Raw genomic sequence first — 23,185 nt, 5'->3', positions numbered from 1 at the left:
GCCTCAACCGAGCTCCATCACCAACTGGCGCACCGGGGCAAAACTCTGTCGGTGTATCGGGCTGGAGCCCAAACGCTTCAGTGCCTGCAGGTGTGTCTTGGTCGGGTAGCCCTTGTGTTGAGCAAGGCCGTAACCCGGGTATTTCCGATCCAGCGCCACCATCTCCCGGTCACGGGTGACCTTGGCCAGGATCGAGGCGGCAGCGATGACCTCTATCCGGCTGTCTCCCTTTACTACAGTATCGCAGTCATAGCGCCAGTCCGGTTTTCTATTCCCGTCCACCAGTACAAATTCCGGTTGTGGCTGCAACTGTTCCACCGCGCGGCGCATGGCCAGCAGGCTGGCGTGCAGGATATTCAGTCTGTCGATCTCTCCCACCGTCGCGCGGGCGACGGCAAAGCATAGCGCCCGTTCGCGAATCTGTCCGAACAGTTCTTCGCGCTTTTTCTCACTCAGTGCTTTCGAATCCGCAAGGCCTTCGATGGGCCTTTGGGGATCGAGGATCACCGCCGCGGCCACCACATCGCCCGCCAGTGGACCGCGACCCACTTCGTCGACTCCGGCAAGCAGATCGCCACTATAGGCACAGACATAGGGTGGTAGTGGTTCTTTTTGTTCCATGGCTTTTCTTTCGCCCTCTGTAGGAGCGGCCGTTGGCCGCGATCGATTTGCACTATGAAGATAGATCGATCGCGACCATGGGCCGTTCCTACAAAGTGGTATTGTTCTGGTTTTCGGTTCTGGAATCGAGCAGTTTGCACACCGCATCCGCTGCCCGCTCTGAAGCATGGCGCCGCAGTTGCTGGTGCATATCGTCAAATTCCCGCACCAGTTGATCCGTCAATACCGGATCATCGAAAAACTGCAGCAATGCCGCGCCCAGGCTCTCCGGAGTGGCTTCGTCCTGCAAAATCTCCGGCACCAGATCGCGCTGGGCGAGCAAATTCGGCAGGGAGACCCAGGGGGTGTGCAGCATACGGGAAAAAATCGCGTAGGACACGCCCCCCATTTTATAGGCCACCACCATGGGTTTTTTCAGCAGCAGTGTTTCCAGGGTGGCGGTGCCGGAGGCGATCAACACGGCATCCGCCGCCGCCATTGCCCGCTGCGAATTCCCCTCCAACAGAATCACGGGTAAATCGCTATAGTCCGCCAGCAGCGACTTCAGTTCTGTCAGCCGCTGCTCGTTGGCCGCCGGCAGGACAAATTTCAAATCGGACCGGCGCCGATGGCACCAGCGCGCGGCCTGTAAGAACAGCGGCCCCAGCAGTCGCACCTCGCCACCGCGACTACCCGGAAGCAACGCAATAACCTGCCCCCCCTCATCGAAGCCCAGTTCCCGGCGCGCCGCCACGGTATCCACCTGCAGGGGAATCTCATCCGCCAGGGGATGGCCGACAAAAGTGACCGGCACCTGATGCTCCCGATAAAAGCTCGCCTCAAAGGGCAGCAGGGTGAGCATATGGTCAACGGCGCGGGCAATTTTTTTGATGCGCCCCTGGCGCCAGGCCCATACCGAAGGGCTGACATAATGCACGGTAGGAATGCCGGCGGACTTCAGCGACTCCTCCAGTGACAGATTGAAATCCGGGGAATCGATGCCGATAAAAAGATCCGGGGGATTATCGACGAAGTGCCGGCGCAGGGTGCGGCGGATTTTGAGCAGTTCTGGCAGGCGTTTCAGGGGCTCCACTAAACCCATTACCGACAACCGCTCCATGGGAAACAGAGACTTTGCACCCGCTGCCTGCATGCGCGGGCCGGCGACGCCCTCCACTTCCAATGATAAAAAGCGTTTCTGCAAAGCGGCAATCAGGCCGGCTCCGAGAATATCGCCGGAGGCCTCGCCGGCCACGATACCAATGCGCAGGGGGTTGTTGTTGGTTGTCACTCGACGCAATCCTGTCTTGTAGGAGTGGCGGGGCGGCCATCCGCCGCTGGCCGCGACCTATGGCGCTACGAAGTGAGACCGATCGCGGCCAGCGGCCGCTCCTACAGGCTGTCTGTTCTAAAGTCTTCCGATCAGCGGACGATACCGCGGCTGGAGGATTTGAGAGAATCGATCCACGGCTGGATTACCGGCGACTCCTCACGCAATTCGATTAGCGCTTCCAGCGCTTCCTGCAGGGTGAGACCGCGACGGTAGACCATTTTGTAGGCCCTGCTGATCAGGGAGATTTCCTCCCGGGTAAAACCGCGGCGACGCAGCCCCTCGGCGTTGATGGTCTTCGCCTCCGCCGGGTGGCCGGCCACCATCACATAGGCCGGCACATCCTTGCCGATGGCCGCGCCCATGCCGGTAAAGGCGTGTTCACCGATCGAACAGTACTGATGCACCATGGTGAAGCCGCCGAGGATCGCCCAGTCCCGCACCTGCACATGTCCGGCCAGAGCGACATTGTTGACCAGGATGGTGTGGTTGCCGATAACACTGTCGTGACCCACGTGGGCGTAAGCCATAATCAGGTTATCGTTGCCGATGGTGGTTTCTCCGCGGTCCTGCACCGTGCCCCGGTGGATGGTGACCCCCTCCCGAATCACGTTGTTGTCGCCGATGACCAGGGTGGTGTCCTCGCCCTTATATTTCTTGTCCGGGGTATCCTGGCCCACGGTGGCGAACTGGTAAATGCGATTATTGCTGCCGAGCGTGGTGGGGCCACTCAATACCACATGGGAGGCGATCTCGCAGCCGTCTCCGATTTCCACTTGAGGACCTACAATTGTGTAGGGACCGATGCTCACCCCGGAACCCAGAGTTGCCGACTCGTCGACAATCGCAGTGGGGTGGATAGTCGTCTGCATTCTGCGCCCTACTCCTCGCAAGCTGGAAAGTCCCGCCAATTTAAACCCTGCGGGAAAGTAATGGAATCGAACCGGTCACAATCAAACTTTCTTGACCGCGCACAATACATTGGCAGAGGCCGCCAGTTCGCCTTCTACACTCGCCTTGCAGGCGAATTTCCAGATACCGCGGCGCTCGGAAACCACTTCGGATTCCAGTTGCAGCCGATCGCCCGGCACCACCTGCCGCTTGAAGCGCACATTATCAATGCCGCCAAACAGGTAGAGATAACCATCCTCGGGCTTTTGCCCCAGGGTTTTGAAACCGAGGATTCCCGATACCTGCGCGAGCGCCTCAACAATCATCACACCCGGAAAAATCGGTACATCGGGAAAGTGGCCATTGAATACCTCCTCGTTGATAGAGATGTTCTTGTAGCCCTTGATATATTTGCCTTCCTCCAGCTCCAGAACCCGGTCCACCAGCAGGAAGGGATAGCGGTGCGGCAGGTATTCGCGAATTTCGCGTACGTCCATCATGTATATTATCCCCAGAAACCACTTCGGGGCCTAAGTGCCCTTCCCCATGCCTTAAGCACGAGCAGTGCACCTGCCCCGAAAACAACAAACAAAATTGTAACCGGCGAGTACCGGTCAAATCATTCTTTTTCCCTGGACTGGCCTCCCTCGGCGACGAGTATTTCCAGCCTCCTTTCCAAATCCTTCAACCGCCGGGCCATCTCATCCAGCTGCCCAAAGCGCACTGCGTTGCGGCGCCAGTTGCGGCTGTCGGAAAAGGGAGTGCCGCTGGAATAGGAACCGGCACTGTCGATGGACTTGGTCACCAGGGTCCTGGCGGTAATATGACTGCCGTCCGCCACCGTTACATGCCCCACCACGCCGGCGCCGCCGGCGAGGGTGCAGCGGTTACCGATGGTGGCGCTGCCCGCTATCGCGGAGCAAGCGGCGATGGCCGAGTAGTCACCAATCCGAACATTGTGCGCGATTTGCACCTGATTGTCGATCTTGACCCCGCGACCGATCACTGTATTGCCCAGGGCACCGCGATCTATGCAGGTACAGGCTCCTATCTCCACCTCATCGCCAATTTCCACTCCGCCCAGCTGATGTATCTTGGTCCACTGCCCTCCGTGGGGTGCGAAGCCAAAACCATCGGCGCCGATAACCGTATGGCTGTGGACAATACAGTCCCGGCCGATGGAGCAGCCGTGATAGATGATCACTCCGGCATGGAGTCGGGTACCCGCGCCGATTTCACTGCCCCCGCCCACCACACAATTGGCGCCGACAATCGCGCCGGCACCCACCCGGGCGCGGGCCTCGATTACCGCTCCCGCTCCCACACAAGCAGAGGCGTCCACCTCGGCATCCGCGTGTATAGCGGCGGACGGGTGGATACCGGGCGCATGGGGGGCTGTGTCATAGAAGCTAGTGGCGCGGGCGAAGGCGTAGTAAGGATCGTCGACAACCAGTGCGCTGACCGGGCACTCCGCTGCCAGTTCCTCAGTCAACAACACCGCGCAGGCGCGGGTACCGGCGAGGAAGCGTCGGTAATTGGCACTGGCGAGGAAACTGACCTGGGAATCGCTGGCGTCCTGCAGGGTATTGAGGCCGGAGGGTACCAGTCCGGCATCTGCTCCAGGAGCCAGGCGCAAGCGGGCGCCCAGCTGTTCCGCCAACTGGGCCAGCGTTGGCTTGTCTGTCATCAAACGGAACTGCCGGAAATCACTTATCGGCGTTCATACGCTTGACCACGGCCTCAGTGAGGTCGATATTCGGGCCGGCGTAGTAGGCGGAACTGGCGTCCAGAACCAGATCCAGCTTCTGATCTTTGATAATCGCTTCCAGCGCGTTCTTGGCCTTGGGCGCCATGATCTTCTGAATTTCCTGGCCCACCTGGGCCTCCATGGCGCGCATCTTTTTCACCGTGGTTTCGAAGTCGGAGCGCTTGAAGTTCATCTTGCGCTGCTGTTCAGCTTTCTGCTCCTCAGACCAGGTCATGCCGTTTTTCTGCGCATCTTCAGCCAGCTTCTGCACTTCCGCACGGATGGATTCCGCGCTGCTTTGCAACTTGGAGTACTCGGAGCTGGTCTTCAACGCATTGACTTTGGACTTGGCGATGTCAGTGCTCATGATGGCCGCCTGCAGATTGAACACCGCCACCTTGCTCTGCGCCAGAGCGGCACCGGAAATTGCGATACCAGCGATCAGGACTGCGATCATTTTTACTGTTTTATGCACGTCGAACATTCTCCGTATTGCTTATTTATAGTGACTGACAACACTACCCTTAGAAACTGTTGCCAAGTGAGAACTGGAAGACTTCTGTCTCGTCGTCTTCGTTCTCCTGCAATGCCTTGGCCACGCTGAAGGTCAGCGGGCCGAAGCCGGTAATCCAGGTCAGGCCAACACCGGCGGAGACATTGATATGGTCGAGGTCCACATCGTAGCAGTTGATCTGGGAAATACCACAGCTGGAATCAAAAACGTTGCCCGCATCGATGAAAAAGGCCGACTGCATGGATCGCTGATCCTTGACGAAGGGGAGCGGGAAGATAATTTCCGCACTGCCTTCGATCAGGATGTTGCCACCGAACGGGTCCGGATCGCCGGAAGTCAGCGGCTGCGTCAGCAGCTGCCCGGTTTCCGGAATGAACACATAACAGGACTTCGTAATCTCGCCATCAGCTGTTGCGCAGGCGGCCGCCCTATAGGCCTCCGGTGGGGTGGAGCGAGGACCCAGTGTATTGCGCTCGAAACCGCGCACCGAGCCAAAACCACCTGCATAGAAATTCTCGAAGAATGGCAGTTTGCTGGTATCGCCATAACTGTCGGCATACCCGAGCCTGGTGCGCAGGCGCAGGGTAAGGTCCCTGGTCAAGGGGCGGAAATACTGAGCGGTGTAGAGCAGCTTGTAGTACTCCAGGTCGCCCCCGGGCAGCGCCACTTCCAGAGAGGCCCGCTGCGACGTGCCCCGGGTGGCGAGGATGCCCCGGTTCAAGGTAGAGCGCGCATAGGAGGTAGTAACGGTAAAAGAGTCAAACTCATCGCCGTTCTGGTCGACAAAACCGTCAAGGTCCGTATTAAGGAGTGCCGGATCAAGGGGCTCACTGAGATCCAATGCTTCTCCAGCGTCACGCGCCTCAATAACTTCAGGGGAGAATAACTGACCAGTGCTATTTCGCTCGAGATCCGATAGCGGGATGGTAGCGTCCTCCACCCCCTCAATGGGGACTGGGCTGTCCTTGATTTCCTTGACGGGGCTGCTGCCGACACCGAGTTCCATGTGGCTGACACCCAAATTCAGGCCGACCCGGGAAATCTCGGATATCGGATAACCAAAACTCAGACCTGCACCATAGGTTGTGGTGTTATAACTCGACAGGTTGATCTCGGAATAATCGCGCTCTTGATAAAATATATTGAAGCCGCGACTGACGCCGTCCGGAGTGAAATAGGGATCGGTGTAGGAGAAATTAAGCACCGTCTGATAGCGGGAGGTGTTCACCGCAAAACCCACCGACTTGCCGGTACCCAGCCAGTTGTTTTCCTGCACATTAGCACCGAGCACTACGCCGCTGCCCTGGGCGTAGCCGACCGTGCCACCTATGGTGCCGGAGGGCTGCTCCTCCACCGTGTACTCCACATCGATCTGGTCGGAAGTACCCGGCACCTCCGTGGTTTCCACCTGCACCTCTTTGAAGTAACCCAGCCGCTCCAGCCGCACCTTGGACTGCTCGATGCGTGCGGAGGATGCTGAGGCGGATTCCATCTGGCGCATTTCCCGGCGCAGCACTTCGTCGGCGGTGCGGGTGTTGCCACGAAATTCGATGCGACGCACATAGGCGCGCTTGCCAGGGTCGATAAAGAAGGTGATTTTTACCGTTTTATCTTCCTCATTGGGTTCCGGGATGCCGTTCACCTCGGCAAAGGTATAACCCTCGTTACCCAGGCGCTTGGTAATATAGTCGGAGGTGGTAGTCATCAGCACCTGGGAAAAGGTCTGACCCTCACGCACCAGCAGGAGGCGACGGATCTCCTCTTCCGGCACCACCGGATCGCCGGCCAGCTCCACCTCGCTGACCTTGTAGACATCGCCCTCGGAGATATTGATGGTGATAAAGACACTGCTTTTGTCCGGGCTCAGGGACACCTGGGTGGAATCAATGCGGAATTCCAGGTAACCCCGGTCCAGGTAATAGGACTCCAGGCGCTCCAGGTCGCCTGTGAGTTTTTCGCGGGAGTATTTGTCGTCGCTGCGCAGCCAGGAAAGCCAGCCGGTGGTCTGCAGTTCGAAGATTTCCGCCAGCTCCTCGTCGGAAAAAGCCTGATTGCCGACAATATTGATGTGCTTGATGGCAGCCACCGAGCCCTCGTCCACCACGACTTTCAACTCCACTTGGTTGCGCGGCAGCTCCTTGACCTCGGTTTCTACGCTGGCACCGTAGCGGCCCTGGGCCACATACTGGCGCTCCAGCTCCTGCGCCAGGCCCTCGAGGGTGGCGCGCTTGAAAATCTGACCTTCCGCGAGACCATTCTCCTCCATACCCTTGAGCAGGTCTTCGGTCTTGATGGCCTTGTTGCCGGTGATTTCAATCTTGGAAATTGCCGGCCGCTCGCGCACGGTTACCACCAGCACGCCGTTTTCCCGGCCTATCTGGATGTCCTGAAAGTAGCCGGTGCGGAAGAGCGCGCGGGTGGCCGTCTGGATATCCAGGCTCTCGATCTGGTCGCCGACCCGAACCGGCAGCGACGCGAACACGGTACCGGCGGAAACCCGCTGCAAACCTTCGACGCGAATATCGTTGACCACGAACGACTGGGCAATGGCAGTCAATGGCAGGGCCAGGCCCAGCGAGGCCGCTTTCAGAAAGTGATTCATCTACTAATTTCCGAGTTCTTTATTCGCAATTCCAACCAATGAGAAGGGTACCTTGCGGCTGCCCTCTACCGGCCCTCCGGACCATCCATTAATTCACATCATCCCTGGCGCTCGCCCGCTTTACGGGCGCCCCTCCCGGGGTGTTCAATCGGCTATCCTGCCGATTTACCCCACAAACGGAGAGAGGAGTTTGATGGCGGCCTTCGGCCGCCTTATAAGCGCAAAATATCGTTGTACAGCGCCAAGCCCATAATACACAGCACCAGTGCCATACCCACCTGCAGGCCGATCATCTGCACCCGCTCGGACACCGGCGAACCCTTGATGGCTTCAATACCGTAGTAGAGAAGATGACCGCCGTCGAGCACCGGGATAGGCAGCAGGTTGAGCACGCCGAGGCTGATACTAAGCAGCGCCAGCAGCGACAGAAATGACTGCCAGCCGGCGTCCGCCGAAGTGCCGGCCACTTTAGCAATGGTGATAGGGCCGCTCAAGTTCCGGGTCGAAAGCTGGCCCACAATCAGTTTTTTGAGGCTGTTGAGGGTGAACAGGGTTTTTTCCCAGGTCTCCTGCAACCCCTTGGCCAGGGCCCCGCCCAAACCATAGTGGTAGGTGCGCACCCGCTCCTTCGGCCAGGATTCCACCACCGGCAGCACACCGATGCGGCCGACTCGCTCACCGCTGTCCAGGGTCACCATTTCCGGAGTAACTTCCAGTAACCGGCGCTCGCCATCCCGTTCCACTTCCACGCGCACCGTCTCACCGCCATGGCTCCGCAGGTACTGGCTCCAGCTGTCCCAATCACCGAAGGCCTTGCCGTCGGTGGAGAGAATTTTGTCCCCGGCTCGCAGGCCGGCCCGCTCCGCAGGGCTGTCAGGAGTCACCTGGGCCAGATTCATACTGGCCGGAGGTGTCCAGAGCTCCAGCCCCGCTTCCCCCAGCGGGTCCGGTACTTCCTGCCCCGCCAGCCAGCGGTCTATGTCCGCCAGTGTGTGGTATTCCAGATCGGAGTCCGGGTAGCGCACGGAGAATTCGATGCTTCCGGTGTCCCCAAGGCGATTCGCCAGGCGCCAGTTGAGCGCCTGCCAGGTGGGAGTCGGCTCGCCGTCGACGGCGATGATCTCCTGCCCCCGCTCGAGGCCGGCGCGCGCGGCAATACTGCCGGGCTGCACGGATTCGACGATGGGCACAGGACCCGCGGTACCGCCCATAAACACCGCCCAGAAGAGCACCACGGCCAGCACAAAGTTGGCCGCCGGCCCGGCCGCGGCGATGGCGATGCGCGCCCATACGCTCTTGCGGTTGAACGCCTGGTCCAGTTGGTCCCGGGGCACGGTGCCCTCGCGCTCGTCGAGCATCTTTACATAGCCGCCCAGCGGAATCGCCGACAGGGTGAATTCAGTGCCGTGGCGGTCGTAACGGGACACCAAGCGGCGGCCGAACCCCACGGAAAAGCGCAGTACCTTGACCCCACACAGGCGCGCCACCCAGAAATGGCCCATTTCGTGGAAGGTGACCAGTACGCCCAAAGCGATCAGGGCCCAGATGACTGTTTGAATAAAATCCATAAAACCTGTCTAACTCGTTGCGCGGCTATTCAATTCTTTCAGCTCAATTCTTCCAGCGCCCGCTGCGCCAGTGCCCGCGCACTGCGATCCGCTGTTTCGACTGCGTCCAGGCCAGTCAGTTCAACCGGTTCCGCGGATTTCATCACCCGCTCGATCACAGCCGGAATACTAGTAAATGCCAGCCCGCCCTGCAGGAAGGCCTCCACCGCCACCTCGTTGGCGGCGTTCAGCACCGTGGGAGCGCTCCCGCCGGCATCCATGGCCTCGCGGGCCAGCCGCAGGCAGGGGAAGCGACGCGCATCCGGCGCCTCGAAGTCCAGGCGGCCCCGGGCAATCAGATCCAACGCCGCCACGCCGCTGCCGATACGCTCGGGAAAAGCCAGCGCATGGGCGATGGGCGTGCGCATATCCGGCTCGCCCATCTGCGCCAGCAGCGAGCCGTCGCGGTACTGCACCATGGAGTGGACGATGCTTTGCGGGTGCACCACCACCTCCACCTGATCGGGCCGCGCGCCGAACAGCAGGCACGCCTCGATGAACTCCAGGCCCTTGTTCATCATGGTGGCGGAATCCACGGATATCTTGCGCCCCATGGACCAGTTGGGGTGGGCGCAGGCCTCATCCGGGGTGACCCGGTGCAGTTCATTCTCAGGGCGGGTGCGGAAGGGACCGCCGGAGCCGGTGAGAAGGATTTTTTCAACCCCCGCCTGATCGAGGTCGGCGCAGGGCTGAGGCAGGCACTGGAAGATGGCGTTGTGCTCGCTGTCGATGGGCAGCAACTGGGCGCCACTTTTCTCCAGGGCCTGCATAAACACCGGCCCCGCCATCACCAGGGATTCCTTGTTCGCCAGCAGGACCTTTTTGCCCGCCTCTACCGCCGCCAGCGTCGGGCGCAGGCCGGCGGCGCCGACAATCGCCGCCATCACAGCATCCACCTGCGGGTCCGATGCCACCCGGCAGAGCCCTTCCACTCCCCAGAGTATCTCGGTACCCGGCGCCTCTCCGGCCAGTTGCTCGCGGAGTGCCCGGGCACCTTTCTCGTCCGCCACCACGGCATAACGCGGGGCGAAGCGGCGACACTGTTGTGCCAGCTCGGTCACACGCTCGCGGGCGGTTAGCGCAAACACCGAATAGCGCTGCGGATGGCGCGCCAGCACATCCAGGGTGCTGACGCCGATGGAGCCGGTTGAGCCGAGGACCGTAACGGATTGCATCGAGAATTACCTACCTCACTGCGAGTCGGGCAGAACCGGGGATTGTATCCGCTGGAGCGGACGCCCCCACGGTAACAGACAGGCGCAATGCACCCATCTTACAAATATTTCGGCAGTTCACTGGCGAGCGCGGCCATGGTGAACACCGGCAGCGCCGCGGAGAGACTGTCCAGGCGATCCAGGATGCCGCCGTGACCGGGCAGTATACGGCTGCTGTCCTTGATACCCCGATGGCGTTTGAACATGCTCTCCACCAGATCCCCGATCACCGAGGCCAGCGCGGTGACCAGCACTCCAAAGGAAAACAGTACACTGTTTTTCAGCGGCAACTCCAGCAGCAGGGAGACGCCGACTGCCAGGATCAGGCAAGCGACCAGGCCGCCGAAGAAGCCCTCCCAGGATTTGCCCGGGCTCACTTCGCGGGCCAGCTTGTGCTTGCCGTAGCGGCGACCCACGAAGTAGGCCCCCACGTCGGCGGCCACCACCACTGCCACCACGAACAGCACCAGCCAGGCGCCGTGCTCCTGACCCCGCAGGATCACCATCGACAACCAGGCCGGTGCCAGCACCACCAGGCCGATCAGGCCGCGCGCCCAGCGGTTACCCCACAGCATGGCGCTAGCGGGATAGCTCTGCACCCACAGGAATGCCAGCGCCCACCAACCGCAGGCCACCGCCAGTATCTGGCGCGCCCGCCCGGTATCCGGACGGGCGAAGTCCATGGCGAAGACGTACTGGGCAGTGCCCACCAAGCAGAAGCCCAAGGCGGCGAGAAAGACAAAGCGCAGCGCGCGATTGAGATTGGAAAGGTTGGCCCACTCCCAGCCGCCGAGCAGAATCACTGCCACCGTTGCCAGAGAGAACCACTGGATGGGAAGGAAGAACAACACCCCGAGAAACAGAGCCACCAACACCAGCGCGGTCATTATTCTTTGTTTTAGCACCGTTACACCCTTAGAAGCTTGTCCATGAATAAAACATCACTGCGTTTTGGGGCGCAACCCGAAGGGACGGAGCCATTTCCGCCCATCTCGACGTCACTCGTCGGCTATATGCAATAAGCACACCGCGCTCCCCGTTCCCTGCACTGGGCGAAAATGGCCGCTGTCGCAGCGACGTATTATTCATGAATAAGCTCTCAGTCCGATTTTCATCGCTTGGAACTCAGGCCTGTGCGGCCAAACCATCGCTGCTGCGGCCGCCGTAGCGGCGATCCCGCCGGCGGTAAGCGGTGATAGCGGCGTCCAGTTCGCGCTCGTCAAAATCCGGCCACAGCGCGTCTGTGAAATAGAACTCGCTGTAGGCCGCCTGCCACAGGATAAAGTTGCTGATGCGCTGCTCGCCGCTGGATCGGATCAGCAGATCCACCGGGGGCAGGTCCGCCAGCTGCAGGTAGTCCGTCAGCACCCCTTCGGTAATCGAGTCCGGCGCCCTCACCCCGGCGGCCACCTCCTCCGCCAGAGCGCGCGCGGCGTTGGCGATATCCCAGCGGCCGCCGTAATCGGCTGCGATCACCAGGTTGCCGCGGGAGCACTCGCGGGTGATCCCTTCCGCCTCCGCGATGGCCCGCTGCAGCCGCGCCGAAAAGCGATCGCGCCGGCCGACCACCCGCAGGCGGATGCCCTCCTCACACATGCGCGCAGCCTCTTTGCGCAGGTAGGAGTGAAACAGGCTCATCAACAGCTCCACTTCCTTGGGCGGGCGCTGCCAGTTTTCACTGGAGAAGGCGAACAGGGTCAGCGCCTCCACTCCGCGGTCCCCGCAGGCGGAAACCAAGTCGCGGATACGCTCAACTCCCGCCTTGTGACCCGCCGACGGCAGCAGGCCGCGGCGTGCGGCCCAGCGGCCGTTGCCATCCATGATAATGGCGATATGGCGCGGGCCCTCGCCCGGCGGCAGCACTTCGGCGGAATCCATCAAATTTCCATCAGGTCTTTTTCTTTAGCCGCCAGAGCCTTGTCGACTTCCGCCACAAACTGGTCGGTGATTTTCTGGATCTCATCACCGGCGCGGCGCTCGTCATCCTCGGAGATCTCCTTCTCCTTGACCAGCGCCTTCACCTCCGCCAGCGCATCGCGGCGGATATTGCGAATGGACACCCGTGCGTTCTCCGCTTCTCCCCTGGCCTGGCGGATAAAGTTCTTGCGGGTTTCCTCGGTGAGCATCGGCATGGGAATGCGGATCACGGTACCGGCGGAACTGGGGTTCAGGCCCAGGTCGGATTTCATGATGGCCTTTTCGATTTCCGGCACCAGGTTCTTTTCCCAGGGCGTCACGGAAAGGGTCCGGGCATCTTCCACCACGACATTGGCCACCTGGGAAAGGGGGGTGTCGGAGCCGTAGTAGGAGACCTGGATGCCATCGAGAATGCTCGGGTGCGCGCGGCCGGTGCGAATTTTGTTGAAGTTGCCGGCCAAGGCGTCGAGCGCTTTGCTCATGCGCGCCTTCGCGTCTTTCTTGATATCTTCAATCACGGTTTCACTTCCTCTTCGATTAAGGTGCCCTCTTCGCCACCCACAACGATATTGAGCAGCGCGCCGGCCTTATCCATGCGGAACACCCGCACGGGCATGTTGTGTTCGCGGCACAGGCAGATTGCGGTTAAGTCCATCACCCCGAGCTTTTTGTCCAGCACCTCGTCGTAAGTCAGCTGGTCGTAACGGGTCGCGGTGGGTTCCAGTACCGGGTCGGCGGAGTAGACGCCGTCCACCTTGGTGGCCTTCAGCACCAGCTCCGCATCAATTTCGATGCCCCGCAGGCAGGCGGCGGAATCCGTGGTGAAGAAGGGGTTGCCGGTGCCGGCGGCGAAGATCAGCACTTCGCCCCGCTCCAGGTTGCGGATGGCAGCGCGGCGGTCGTAGTGGTCGACGATACCGCTCATCTGGATCGCGGACATAACACGGGAAGAAATATTGGAGCGCTCCAGGGCGTCTCGCAGGGCCAGGGCATTCATCACAGTGGCCAGCATTCCCATATGGTCGCCGGTCACCCGGTCGAGACCCGCGGCGTGCAGCGCGGCGCCGCGAAACAGGTTACCGCCGCCGACCACCAGCCCCACCTGGACGCCGATACCCACCAGTTGGCCTATCTCTAGGGCCATCTTATCCAGTACCTTTGGGCTGATTCCAAACCCCTGCTCGCCCATCAGCTCCTCGCCGCTGAGCTTTAACAGGATTCGCTTGTACTTGCGATCTTTGACACCGGGCATCCGTTGGTCCTCTACTGGCACAGGCAGTTATTGCTGCGGAACATTACAACAATTTTGGTCATTTACACAGAGGGGTGCCCCGATGTAGCCCCGAAGAGCCCATCGAAAGCACCCCCACTGCGACCGGGCACCCTCAGGCACCCGGTGATGTAGACGATTAAGAAGAGGATTTAACTTGCGCGGCAACTTCCGCAGCGAAGTCCACCTCTTCCTTCTCGATTCCCTCACCCACTTCAAAGCGGACGAAGGAAACCACTTCCGCGCCCTGGTCCTTGACCAGCTTGCCGATGGTCACATCCGGGTTCTTGACGAAAGGCTGCTCCACCAGGCTGTTCTCCTTGAGGAATTTCTTGATACGGCCGCCCATCATCTTCTCGACGATCTCAGCGGGCTTGCCTGCCATATCCGGCTGAGCCTTGATGATTTCCTTTTCCTTCTCCAGCACGTCCTCCGGCATATCCTCCGGTTTGACAACCTGCGGATTGACCGCAGTCACGTGCATGGCCACATCGCGAGCGGTCTCTTCATCGCCGCCGCTCAGGGCGACAATCGCCGCGATACGGCTGTTGGAGTGCACATAGGCGCCCACCCGGGCTCCTTCCACCACCTGGATGCGGCGCACACCGATGTTCTCACCGATCTTCTGTACCAGCGCTTCGCGGGCCTGTTCCAGCTCGCCTTCCATCAGTGCGGCGACGTCCTGCTGGCGGTCGGCAAATGCCTTGTCCACCACCTTCTCCACGAATGCCTTGAAATTGTCGTCGCGGGCCACGAAATCGGTTTCGGAGTTGACTTCCACCAGTACACCGAAGCTGCCGTCTTCGGCCACTTTCGCCGCGACCACGCCGTCGGCGGCGGTGCGGCCGGCTTTCTTGGCAGCCTTCAGGCCGGAGGCTTTGCGCAGGTCTTCAATCGCCTTTTCGATATCGCCGTCCGCCTCGGTCAGTGCCTTTTTGCACTCCATCATCGGCAGTCCGGTGCGCTCGCGCAGTTCTTTTACCATAGACGCGGTAATCGCCATGATTCTATTCCTCGGGGTTCATTCACTAATTCGATAGTTGGAAAAAGGGGCCGTTTCACGGCCCCTTTTTTAAGTGAGTTCGCCAGGGCGATTATTACCCTGCCGCGGCCTCGTCGTCGCTCGCCTCGATGTACTCGTCCTTCGCGACACTGCCGCCGGCTTCGCCCGCGCCTGCCAGTACCGCATCCGCCACCGCAGTGGTGTACAGCTTGATCGCGCGGATGGCGTCGTCGTTGCCCGGGATCACGTAGTCCACACCTTCCGGGCTGCTGTTGGTGTCCACAACACCGATCACCGGGATGCCCAGCTTGTTGGCTTCCTGGATGGCAATGCGCTCGTGCTCCACGTCGATCACGAACAGGGCGTCGGGCAGACCGGCCATATCCTTGATACCACCGATGGAGCGCTCCAGCTTCTCCATCATACGGGCGCGCATCAGCGCCTCTTTCTTGGTCAGTTTATCGAAGGTACCGTCCTGGGACTGGGTTTCCAGCTCGCGGTAGCGCTTGATGGAGGCACGGATGGTCTTGTAGTTGGTGAGCATGCCGCCGAGCCAGCGGTTGCTGACATAAGGCTGCCCGGAACGCTCGGCCTGCTCTTTGATGGATTTCTGCGCGGCGCGCTTGGTGCCGACAAACAGAATTTTCTTCTTCTGCGCGGCCATCCCCTTGATCACCTGCAGGGCTTCGTTGAAAGCCGGAACAGTGTGCTCCAGGTTGATGATGTGAATCTTGTTGCGGGCTCCAAAGATGAATTCGCCCATCTTCGGGTTCCAATAGCGGGTCTGGTGGCCAAAGTGCACACCAGCCTGCAGCATATCGCGCATGCTGACTTGCGGCATAATAGTAAACCTCAGTTTTACGGGTTAGTCCTCCACGCGCCCCATGTATCAACCCCACCCGGCGTAGCCAAGCGAGGCACCCAGACACATGTGCCGGTGCGTGTGCGGCGTTGATTTAGCCCCGGGACGACCCCGGAGCGGCGCGCTTTATACCATATTCCCGGAAGCGGGGGTAGTGGGTAGTGCCGGCGCGCCCACAACAATCGGGGGCCCGGGACCCCCGGGAGCAGGGATACCGGGCTGTGCGCCGCGGCAACCAATCCGCTACAATACCGCGCCTCGCTGAACAGCAACCTGGGATTCTCATGACCTCAAGCGCCAAGACACCGGAACAGATCGCCAAAATGCGCACCGCGGGCCGACTGGCCGCCGAAGTGCTGGAGATGATCGGCGAGTACGTGGTCCCCGGCGTCACTACCGAAGAACTGGACCAGCGCTGTCACAACCATATAGTTAATGCACAGGATGCCATCCCCGCCTGCCTGGGATACCGCGGCTTCCCCAAATCCATCTGCACCTCTGTGAACGAAGTGGTCTGCCACGGCATCCCCTCGGACAACAAGGTGCTGAAGAAAGGCGACATCATCAATATCGATGTCACCGTGATCAAGGACGGCTGGTACGGCGACACCAGCAAGATGTATTTCGTGGGTAAACCGGCGCCCCACGCGGAGCGGCTGGTTAAGGTGACGCAGGAATGCCTGTACAGGGCCATCGAGATAGTCCGCCCGGGCACTACTCTCGGCGATATCGGCCACGTGATCCAGCAACACGCGGAGAAGAACTACTACTCGGTGGTGCGCGACTTCTGCGGCCACGGCATCGGCGACGTGTTTCACGAGGACCCGCAGATACTGCACTACGGTAAGCCCGGCACCGGCCTGGCGCTGGAGGAAGGCATGACCTTTACCATCGAGCCGATGATCAACGCCGGCAAGCCCGGCACCCGCGTGCTGCGCGACGGCTGGACTGCGATCACCGTGGACCGCCGCCTGTCCGCCCAGTGGGAGCACACCATGGTGGTGACCGCCGACGGGGTGGAAGTGCTGACAGCTCGCGGAGAAGAGAGTTTTTAGGACTCGGGACTATTAGAATTGAACAGGGCAATGACCGCGATGCGAAGACCCTGCAGCCGGGGGCCTTTTGCGGGACCGTATGAGGCATGGATGCCGATTACGAGCGTACAGGGAAGTATTCACAGCGTGTCCCGCAAAAGGCCCCCGGCTGCAGGGTCGCCACCACACCTGATTTAGCATCATCCGGTTAGGCACTTCCAGACGGATAAACCCAATGCAGTTGGCCAACACCCCCTACTTCGAGCGCCCCCTGTTCTTCTTCGACCAGGCCCGCTTCCGCAAGGCCCTGGCTGAGGGCGCCAAGCCGGCGCTGGAAATCTTCAAGGACGCCGCCGGCGCCGCCGACACCCAGATGGCCGAGCGCTTCCGCGAGGGCGAGGACGTGCGCACTCTGGTGCACGAGCGAGCGCTGTTCGTGGATTGCCTGCTGCACTACGCCTGGCACCAGTACCAGTGGCCGGACAACATCAGCCTGCTGGCGGTGGGCGGCTACGGCCGCGGCGACCTGCACCCCCACTCGGACATCGACCTGCTGATCCTCACCCATGGTAAGCCGGATCGCGTCACCGTGGACAATATCGAGCGGCTGGTTGCCTTCCTCTGGGACCTGGGCCTGGATATCGGCCACTCGGTGCGCTCCGTGGAGCACTGCCTGGAACTGGCCGCGGAAGACATCACCGTGGCCACCAACCTGATGGAGTGCCGCACCGTGGTCGGCAACGACGCCATGCGCGAACGCCTGGCGAATCACATGACCCCGGACAAGCTCTGGCCGGCGGAGAAATTCTTCAGCGCCAAATACACGGAACAGCGCGAGCGCCACAATCGGCAGCAGGCCTCCGAGTACAACCTGGAGCCCAATATCAAAAACGCCCCCGGCGGCCTGCGGGACATCCAGACCATCGGCTGGGTGGCCAAGCGCTACTTCCGCGTGCGCACCCTCAAGCAACTACAGGGCAAAGGCTTCTTTACCGAGGAAGAGTTCGCCATCCTCCAATCCGGCGAGGACTTTCTCTGGCGGGTGCGCTATGGCCTGCACCTGCTCGCCGGGCGCGCCGAGGAGCGGCTGCTGTTCGACTACCAACGGGAGCTGGCGAAACAGTTCGGCTATGTGGACAGCGGTACCCAGTTGGCGGTGGAGCAGTTCATGCACAACTACTACCGCGTCGTAATGGCGCTGCGCGAACTGAACGACGTGCTGCTGCAGTTTCTCGACGAGGCCATACTGCAGCGCGGCCAGCGGCAGAGCGTGACCCCGATCAATGAGCGCTTCCAACTGCGCGACAGCACCATCGAAGTGACCCAGACCCGGGTATTCGAGGAACAGCCCTCGGCGCTGCTGGAAATATTCGTGCTGATGGCGGAAAACCCCGATATCCAGGGCGTGCGCGCCTCCACCATCCGCCTGATCCGCGAACACCGCCACCTGATCGACGAAAAATTCCGTTCGGATTCGGCCAACGCCGAGCTGTTCATGCAGCTGCTGCGTTCCCCCCGCGGTCTGTCCACCCAACTCTCACGCATGACCCGCTACGGCGTGCTGGGCCGCTACCTGCCGGAATTCGGCCGCGTCACCGGGCAGATGCAGCACGACCTCTTCCATATTTATACGGTGGATGCCCACACCCTGCAGGTGGTGCGCAATATGCGCAGCTTCCGCAGCCCCGAGGCCTGGCAGAAATTCCCCATCGCCGCGGAAATTCTCGCGCGTATGCGCAAGCCCGAACTGCTGTACATCGCCGGCCTCTACCACGATATCGCCAAGGGCCGCGGCGGCGACCACTCCAAACTGGGTGTGGCGGACGCCGACGCCTTCTGCCGCCGCCACCAGCTGTCCGGCCGCGATAGCCGCCTGGTGTGCTGGCTGGTGGAAAAACACCTGCTGATGAGCGCCGTATCCCAGAAGCAGGACATCACCGACCCGGAAGTGGTGCACGATTTCGCCCGCACCGTGGGCGACCGCGAACACCTCGACTACCTCTACGCCCTCACCGTGGCGGACATCAATGCCACCAACCCGGAACTCTGGAACAGTTGGCGCGCCAGCCTGATGCGCCAGCTCTACCAGGCCACCCGGCGCGCTCTGCGCCGCGGCCTGGAGAATCCCATCGACCGGGAGGAAATCATCGAGGAAACCCGGGGCCAGGCGCGCAGCATGCTGCGCGCCATGGGGCTGCCCATGACCTCGGTGGAAAATATCTGGGCACAGATGGGCGAAGACTATTTCGTGCGCGAAAGTGCCGATAATATTGCCTGGCACACCGCCGCCATCCATCAACTGCACAGCGCCAGCAAGAAAGGCGAGCGCAGGGACACCCTGGTGCTCACGCGCAATTCCGGTCCCGGCGAACACGACGGTGCGACGGAGGTATTTGTCTACACCCCGGACCGAGCCAACGTCTTCGCCGCGGTGGTTACCGGCCTGGACATGCTCAACCTGGACATCCACGACGCGCGCCTGTACAGCTCCGCTTCCGGCTACACCGTCGACACCTTCTACGTGCTCGACGAATCCGGCCAGCCGCTGCTGGACGAGCCCCACCAACTGGAACAGATCCGCAAAACCCTGCAGGAAGAGCTGGCCCTGGTGGAGGACTACTCCAAAGTGATCCAGCGGCGCACACCCCGGCGCCTGAAGATGTTCGAACTGGCCACCCGCGCCAGTATTACCACCGAGCCCGGTGACCAGTACAGCACCCTGGAAATCACCAGCGCCGACCGGCCCGGGCTTCTGGCGCGCATCGCGCGAATCTTTATCACCCACGATCTGCGCCTGCACAACGCCAGGATTTCCACCCTGGGGGAGCGGGTGGAGGACACCTTCCATTTCACCGATGCCGCCGGCCACCCACTGCTGGACGAGGCCGCCACCCGGAAACTGGAAGAGGATATCTGCCGGGAACTGGATGCGATTCAGAAGTCGGGGAACAGAGATCAGAAAACAGATTGAGCACAGCGCCATCCTATAAATAGGCTGCGAAAGAACAACGGCCTTCACCGCGAAGGCCCTGATACCGGTGGCCTTTTGCGGGACGTTAACTCGGGCCGTCCATGGCCCTCGCCCTTCGGGCACCTTCGGCGTTCAAAACGGCAATCCTGCCGTTTTGTATGAGGCAGGGATGCCGATTAGAGCCTACATGGAAGTATTAAGGGGGGCGCCCAGCCCCTGTCCCGCAAAAGGCCACCGGCAGCAGGGCCGCCACGGCGCCAGTTAAGAACTGGGGACTGGAAACACAAAATGAATTCAAATATCGAAAAACTACAGCCCTACCCTTTCACAAAGCTGGCGGCGCTGAAAAAAGACCTGCAGACACCGGCGCACCTGCCCCATATTGCGCTCTCCATTGGCGAGCCCAAACATGAACCGCCGGAGTTCGTGCGCGACGAACTGATCGACAACCTGGACAAACTGGCCGCCTACCCCGCCACCAAGGGTATAGACCCACTGCGCCAGGCCATCGCCAGTTGGCTGTGCCAGCGCTTTCAATTAAATGAGGTCTGTGCAGACACCCAGGTATTGCCCGTCAACGGCACCCGCGAGGCACTGTTCGCCTTCGCCCAGGCCGCGGTGTCCCCCGGCTCGAAAGTACTGATGCCCAACCCCTTCTACCAGATCTACGAAGGGGCCGCCCTGCTCGCCGGCGCCAGTCCGCACTTTATCAACTGTACGGCTTCAACCGACTTCAAGCCGGACTTCGCCTCGGTGCCGGAGAGTGCCTGGAAAGCGTGCGAACTGCTGTACATCTGCACCCCCGGCAACCCCACCGGCGCCCTGCTGGATGCGGAAGACCTGAAACAACTGATCGACCTCGCCGATCGCTACGATTTCATCATCGCCTCCGACGAGTGCTACTCCGAACTCTACTTCGACGAAGCACAGCCGCCGCTCGGCCTGCTGCAGGTCTGCGAGGAAATCGGCCGCTCGGACTTTCACCGCTGCCTGGTATTCCACAGCCTTTCCAAACGCTCCAACCTGCCGGGGCTGCGCTCCGGCTTCGTCGCCGGCGATGCGCGGATACTGGAAAAATTCCTGCTCTACCGCACATATCACGGATGCGCCATGCCGCTGTACACCCAGTTCGCCTCCATCGCCGCCTGGCAGGACGAACAACATGTGCGGCATAATCGCGCGCTCTATCGGGAAAAATTTTCCGCGGTGCTGGACATACTCGACGGCTGCCTGGAAGTGGCACCACCGCAGGCGGGCTTTTATCTCTGGCCACGGGTGGGAGATGGCGAAAACTTCGCCCGCGAACTCTTCCGGCAACAGAACATCACCGTGCTGCCCGGGGGGTTCCTCGCCCGGAAGGCAGAAGGAATCAACCCGGGCGCCGAGTATGTACGCATGGCCCTGGTGGCCACCCTTGAGGAGTGCATCGAGGCGGCGAAACGCATCAAAGCATTTTGCCAATAGAAAAGGCTATCGCGGCCAACGGCCGCTACTACACACACAGTAAATGGCAGTAAAAAACTTGTTAAAAAAGGAACGGGTGGAATTTATCCAGAAGCGCCTGGACGAACTCTACCCGGAGACCCCGGTTCCCCTGCACCACCGCGACCCTTACACCCTGCTGGTGGCGGTACTGCTTTCCGCCCAGTGCACCGATGAGCGCGTCAACCAGGTCACACCGGCCCTGTGGAAACTGGCGGACAACCCGGAGGATATGGCACAGGTCCCGGTGGAAAAGATCCAGGAAGTGATCCGCCCCTGCGGCCTGTCGCCGCAGAAATCCAAGGCGATCAGCAAACTCTCGAAGATACTGGTCAACGAGTACCACGGCAAAGTGCCCGAGAACATGGCCGCGCTGGAAACCCTCCCCGGCGTGGGCCACAAGACCGCCAGCGTGGTGATGTCCCAGGCCTTCGGCCACCCGGCCTTTCCGGTGGACACCCATATCCACCGCCTTGCCCAGCGCTGGGGTCTCACCAGCGGCAAGAACGTGGTGCAGACAGAAAAAGATTTGAAACGCCTGTTTCCCCGTGAAAACTGGAACAAACTGCACTTGCAGATTATTTTTTACGGGCGTGAATACTGCTCCGCCCGCGGCTGCGACGGCACCGTGTGCGAGATATGCACCACCTGCTACCCCGCGCGCAAAAACCCCAAGAAGACGAAGAAGGCATGATTACTCTATACGGCATCAAGAACTGCGACACGGTAAAAAAGGCCCGCAAGTGGCTGGAAAAGAACGATGTGGAATACCGCTTCCACGACTTCCGGGAAGACGGTATGCAGAGCGTACCGCTGCGGGAGTGGTTGAAGGAATTCGGCTGGCAGGAAGTGCTCAACCGCCGCTCCACCAGCTGGCGCGCGCTCGGCGAAGAGCAAAAAAGCGCGATGGACAACGACTCGGCCCTGGCCATCACCCTGGAAATCCCCACCCTGATAAAGCGCCCGGTCACCGTCGCCGGCAGCGAAATCCTGTTCGGCTTCAAAGAGGAGACATTAGCAGCAATGATTGAAAAAGTAACAGCCCTGAGCGGGAAGGAGATGGCCTGATGAGTGAAAGTTACAGCATCGGATTCGGTGTCGGCACCTGCAACAGCAAAGGTGACTGGCTGGAAGTCTACTACCCGCAGCCGCTGTTCAAACCGGAGGCGGAAACCGCAGCGGCGGTGGCGGAAGTACTGAAGGTGGACGATGGCAACCACACCATCGCCCTGGACCCGTCGCAGCTGCAGCCACTGGCGGAAAAACTGAACGCTGCCGGCGCCACAGAACAGGCGGAGATTCTGGAGCAGTTTGCCGGCAGCCAGAGCCCTCTGGTGGCAGTGGTCCTGTACAGCGACGAGCCCCCACAAACGGTGCCGGAAGCCTACCTGAAACTGCATCTGTTATCCCACCGCCTGGTCAAGCCCCACCAGACCAGCCTGGACGGCATCTTCGGCAAGCTGGTCAACGTGGCCTGGACCAACCGCGGTGCCATCGACCTGGAAGAACTGCCCCAGCGCCAGCTCGAAGCCCGCCTGAAAGGCGAACTGCTGGAAGTGTCCTGCGTCGACAAATTTCCCAAAATGACTAACTACGTGGTACCCAAGGGCGTGCGCATTGCCCACACCGCACGGGTGCGCCTGGGCGCCTACCTGGGTGAAGGCACCACCATCATGCACGAGGGCTTCGTCAACTTTAACGCCGGTACAGAGGGGCCGGGTATGATCGAGGGGCGCATCTCCGCCGGCGTCTTCGTTGGCGCAGGCTCCGACCTGGGCGGGGGTAGCTCCACCATGGGCACCCTCTCCGGCGGTGGCAACATGGTCATTTCAGTCGGCGAAAACTGCCTGCTCGGCGCCAACTCCGGTATCGGCATCCCCCTGGGCGACCGCTGCACCGTGGAGGCCGGCCTGTATATCACCTCCGGAACCAAAGTGGCGTTGCTGGACGACAGCGGCAAGCTGGTGGAACACGTGAAAGCCCGCGACCTGGCCGGCAAATCCGACCTGCTGTTCCGGCGCAATTCCACCAACGGCGCGGTGGAGTGCCTGACCAACAAGAGTGCTATTGAATTGAACGCGGCGTTGCACAGCAATTGATTCCGAGACCCGGGACCGCGGAGCTCCAGCTCCGCTTGCGGG

The 23,185-nt window shown here is 60.9% G+C and carries 21 protein-coding genes; 6 read left to right on the top strand and 15 right to left on the bottom strand.

Annotation, left to right across the window (positions count from 1 at the left end; all coding sequences use genetic code 11):
- Positions 1-3: 3 nt before the first annotated feature.
- The 15 genes from rnhB to rpsB form a co-directional block, all read right to left on the bottom strand.
- Positions 4-621, bottom strand: coding sequence for a ribonuclease HII (rnhB, locus tag FHS09_RS05185; RefSeq protein ID WP_183457439.1), 618 nt, complete (start codon positions 619-621; stop codon positions 4-6).
- An 88-nt stretch (positions 622-709) separates the two neighbouring features.
- Positions 710-1,891 carry a lipid-A-disaccharide synthase gene (gene lpxB, locus FHS09_RS05180; RefSeq protein WP_183457437.1) on the bottom strand — a complete coding sequence of 394 codons (1,182 nt, stop codon included), beginning with the start codon at positions 1,889-1,891 and terminating at the stop codon, positions 710-712.
- 131 nt (positions 1,892-2,022) lie between these two features.
- Entirely contained in the window at positions 2,023-2,802 is a 780-nt protein-coding gene (gene lpxA / locus FHS09_RS05175) for an acyl-ACP--UDP-N-acetylglucosamine O-acyltransferase (RefSeq protein ID WP_183457435.1), read from the bottom strand.
- An 81-nt stretch (positions 2,803-2,883) separates the two neighbouring features.
- A complete protein-coding gene (gene fabZ / locus FHS09_RS05170; protein WP_183457433.1) occupies positions 2,884-3,321 on the bottom strand; it encodes a 3-hydroxyacyl-ACP dehydratase FabZ in 438 nt (145 codons plus the stop codon).
- A 119-nt stretch (positions 3,322-3,440) separates the two neighbouring features.
- Positions 3,441-4,508 carry a UDP-3-O-(3-hydroxymyristoyl)glucosamine N-acyltransferase gene (lpxD, locus tag FHS09_RS05165; RefSeq protein WP_183457431.1) on the bottom strand — a complete coding sequence of 356 codons (1,068 nt, stop codon included), beginning with the start codon at positions 4,506-4,508 and terminating at the stop codon, positions 3,441-3,443.
- 19 nt (positions 4,509-4,527) lie between these two features.
- Entirely contained in the window at positions 4,528-5,025 is a 498-nt protein-coding gene (locus FHS09_RS05160; RefSeq protein WP_246394556.1) for an OmpH/Skp family outer membrane protein, read from the bottom strand.
- 67 nt (positions 5,026-5,092) lie between these two features.
- Positions 5,093-7,684, bottom strand: a complete 2,592-nt coding sequence (gene bamA, locus FHS09_RS05155; protein ID WP_183457429.1) for an outer membrane protein assembly factor BamA — start codon at positions 7,682-7,684, stop codon at positions 5,093-5,095.
- Between the two features lie 212 nt (positions 7,685-7,896).
- Positions 7,897-9,252 (bottom strand): RIP metalloprotease RseP, encoded by a 1,356-nt coding sequence (gene rseP, locus FHS09_RS05150; RefSeq protein WP_183457427.1) that lies wholly within the window; start codon positions 9,250-9,252, stop codon positions 7,897-7,899.
- Between the two features lie 38 nt (positions 9,253-9,290).
- A complete protein-coding gene (ispC, locus tag FHS09_RS05145) occupies positions 9,291-10,466 on the bottom strand; it encodes a 1-deoxy-D-xylulose-5-phosphate reductoisomerase (RefSeq protein WP_183457425.1) in 1,176 nt (391 codons plus the stop codon).
- A gap of 98 nt (positions 10,467-10,564) precedes the next feature.
- On the bottom strand, positions 10,565-11,410 hold the full coding sequence (locus FHS09_RS05140) for a phosphatidate cytidylyltransferase (protein WP_343057407.1): 846 nt from the start codon (positions 11,408-11,410) through the stop codon (positions 10,565-10,567).
- Positions 11,411-11,630: 220 nt separating this feature from the next.
- Positions 11,631-12,383: a polyprenyl diphosphate synthase gene (gene uppS / locus FHS09_RS05135; protein WP_183457424.1), complete on the bottom strand. Its 753-nt coding sequence runs from the start codon at positions 12,381-12,383 to the stop codon at positions 11,631-11,633.
- Complete coding sequence (gene frr, locus FHS09_RS05130; RefSeq protein WP_183457422.1) at positions 12,383-12,940, bottom strand: ribosome recycling factor; 558 nt, start codon at positions 12,938-12,940, stop codon at positions 12,383-12,385. The genes uppS and frr overlap by 1 nt, the downstream gene beginning before the upstream one ends.
- Positions 12,937-13,674 (bottom strand): UMP kinase, encoded by a 738-nt coding sequence (gene pyrH / locus FHS09_RS05125; protein ID WP_183457420.1) that lies wholly within the window; start codon positions 13,672-13,674, stop codon positions 12,937-12,939. Before pyrH ends, frr begins: the two co-directional genes overlap by 4 nt.
- Positions 13,675-13,831: 157 nt before the next feature.
- On the bottom strand, positions 13,832-14,695 hold the full coding sequence (gene tsf / locus FHS09_RS05120) for a translation elongation factor Ts (RefSeq protein WP_183457419.1): 864 nt from the start codon (positions 14,693-14,695) through the stop codon (positions 13,832-13,834).
- A 94-nt stretch (positions 14,696-14,789) separates the two neighbouring features.
- Positions 14,790-15,536 (bottom strand): 30S ribosomal protein S2, encoded by a 747-nt coding sequence (gene rpsB, locus FHS09_RS05115; RefSeq protein WP_183457417.1) that lies wholly within the window; start codon positions 15,534-15,536, stop codon positions 14,790-14,792.
- A gap of 305 nt (positions 15,537-15,841) precedes the next feature.
- Here rpsB and map point away from each other — a divergent pair, with 305 nt between their 5' ends.
- The 6 genes from map (at position 15,842) to dapD (ending at position 23,143) form a co-directional block, all read left to right on the top strand.
- Entirely contained in the window at positions 15,842-16,612 is a 771-nt protein-coding gene (gene map, locus FHS09_RS05110) for a type I methionyl aminopeptidase (protein WP_183457415.1), read from the top strand.
- Positions 16,613-16,826: 214 nt separating this feature from the next.
- Positions 16,827-19,562, top strand: a complete 2,736-nt coding sequence (locus tag FHS09_RS05105; RefSeq protein ID WP_183457413.1) for a [protein-PII] uridylyltransferase — start codon at positions 16,827-16,829, stop codon at positions 19,560-19,562.
- A gap of 288 nt (positions 19,563-19,850) precedes the next feature.
- Positions 19,851-21,026 (top strand): succinyldiaminopimelate transaminase, encoded by a 1,176-nt coding sequence (gene dapC, locus FHS09_RS05100; RefSeq protein ID WP_183457411.1) that lies wholly within the window; start codon positions 19,851-19,853, stop codon positions 21,024-21,026.
- Positions 21,027-21,069: 43 nt separating this feature from the next.
- Complete coding sequence (nth, locus tag FHS09_RS05095) at positions 21,070-21,738, top strand: endonuclease III (RefSeq protein ID WP_246394554.1); 669 nt, start codon at positions 21,070-21,072, stop codon at positions 21,736-21,738.
- On the top strand, positions 21,735-22,112 hold the full coding sequence (locus tag FHS09_RS05090) for an ArsC family reductase (protein ID WP_183457409.1): 378 nt from the start codon (positions 21,735-21,737) through the stop codon (positions 22,110-22,112). Before nth ends, FHS09_RS05090 begins: the two co-directional genes overlap by 4 nt.
- Entirely contained in the window at positions 22,112-23,143 is a 1,032-nt protein-coding gene (gene dapD / locus FHS09_RS05085) for a 2,3,4,5-tetrahydropyridine-2,6-dicarboxylate N-succinyltransferase (protein ID WP_183457407.1), read from the top strand. Before FHS09_RS05090 ends, dapD begins: the two co-directional genes overlap by 1 nt.
- Positions 23,144-23,185: the final 42 nt, after the last annotated feature.

Origin of the sequence: Microbulbifer rhizosphaerae, assembly GCF_014191725.1 — a bacterium.
In the GTDB taxonomy this organism is placed as follows: Bacteria; Pseudomonadota; Gammaproteobacteria; order Pseudomonadales; family Cellvibrionaceae; genus Microbulbifer; species Microbulbifer rhizosphaerae.
Note: the sequence above shows the minus strand (reverse complement) of the source record. Positions and strands in the feature narration are given on the sequence as shown.

Excerpts from the sequence above, each read along its gene's own strand:
- rnhB (WP_183457439.1), bottom strand. The coding sequence starts at position 621 with ATGGAACAAAAAGAACCACTACCACCCTATGTCTGTGCCTATAGTGGC.
- lpxA (WP_183457435.1), bottom strand. The coding sequence starts at position 2,802 with ATGCAGACGACTATCCACCCCACTGCGATTGTCGACGAGTCGGCAACT.
- fabZ (WP_183457433.1), bottom strand. The coding sequence starts at position 3,321 with ATGATGGACGTACGCGAAATTCGCGAATACCTGCCGCACCGCTATCCC.
- lpxD (WP_183457431.1), bottom strand. The coding sequence starts at position 4,508 with ATGACAGACAAGCCAACGCTGGCCCAGTTGGCGGAACAGCTGGGCGCC.
- FHS09_RS05160 (WP_246394556.1), bottom strand. The coding sequence starts at position 5,025 with ATGATCGCAGTCCTGATCGCTGGTATCGCAATTTCCGGTGCCGCTCTG.
- bamA (WP_183457429.1), bottom strand. The coding sequence starts at position 7,684 with ATGAATCACTTTCTGAAAGCGGCCTCGCTGGGCCTGGCCCTGCCATTG.
- rseP (WP_183457427.1), bottom strand. The coding sequence starts at position 9,252 with ATGGATTTTATTCAAACAGTCATCTGGGCCCTGATCGCTTTGGGCGTA.
- ispC (WP_183457425.1), bottom strand. The coding sequence starts at position 10,466 with ATGCAATCCGTTACGGTCCTCGGCTCAACCGGCTCCATCGGCGTCAGC.
- uppS (WP_183457424.1), bottom strand. The coding sequence starts at position 12,383 with ATGGATTCCGCCGAAGTGCTGCCGCCGGGCGAGGGCCCGCGCCATATC.
- pyrH (WP_183457420.1), bottom strand. The coding sequence starts at position 13,674 with ATGCCCGGTGTCAAAGATCGCAAGTACAAGCGAATCCTGTTAAAGCTC.
- tsf (WP_183457419.1), bottom strand. The coding sequence starts at position 14,695 with ATGGCGATTACCGCGTCTATGGTAAAAGAACTGCGCGAGCGCACCGGA.
- rpsB (WP_183457417.1), bottom strand. The coding sequence starts at position 15,536 with ATGCCGCAAGTCAGCATGCGCGATATGCTGCAGGCTGGTGTGCACTTT.
- map (WP_183457415.1), top strand. The coding sequence starts at position 15,842 with ATGACCTCAAGCGCCAAGACACCGGAACAGATCGCCAAAATGCGCACC.
- FHS09_RS05105 (WP_183457413.1), top strand. The coding sequence starts at position 16,827 with ATGCAGTTGGCCAACACCCCCTACTTCGAGCGCCCCCTGTTCTTCTTC.
- dapC (WP_183457411.1), top strand. The coding sequence starts at position 19,851 with ATGAATTCAAATATCGAAAAACTACAGCCCTACCCTTTCACAAAGCTG.
- nth (WP_246394554.1), top strand. The coding sequence starts at position 21,070 with ATGGCAGTAAAAAACTTGTTAAAAAAGGAACGGGTGGAATTTATCCAG.
- FHS09_RS05090 (WP_183457409.1), top strand. The coding sequence starts at position 21,735 with ATGATTACTCTATACGGCATCAAGAACTGCGACACGGTAAAAAAGGCC.
- dapD (WP_183457407.1), top strand. The coding sequence starts at position 22,112 with ATGAGTGAAAGTTACAGCATCGGATTCGGTGTCGGCACCTGCAACAGC.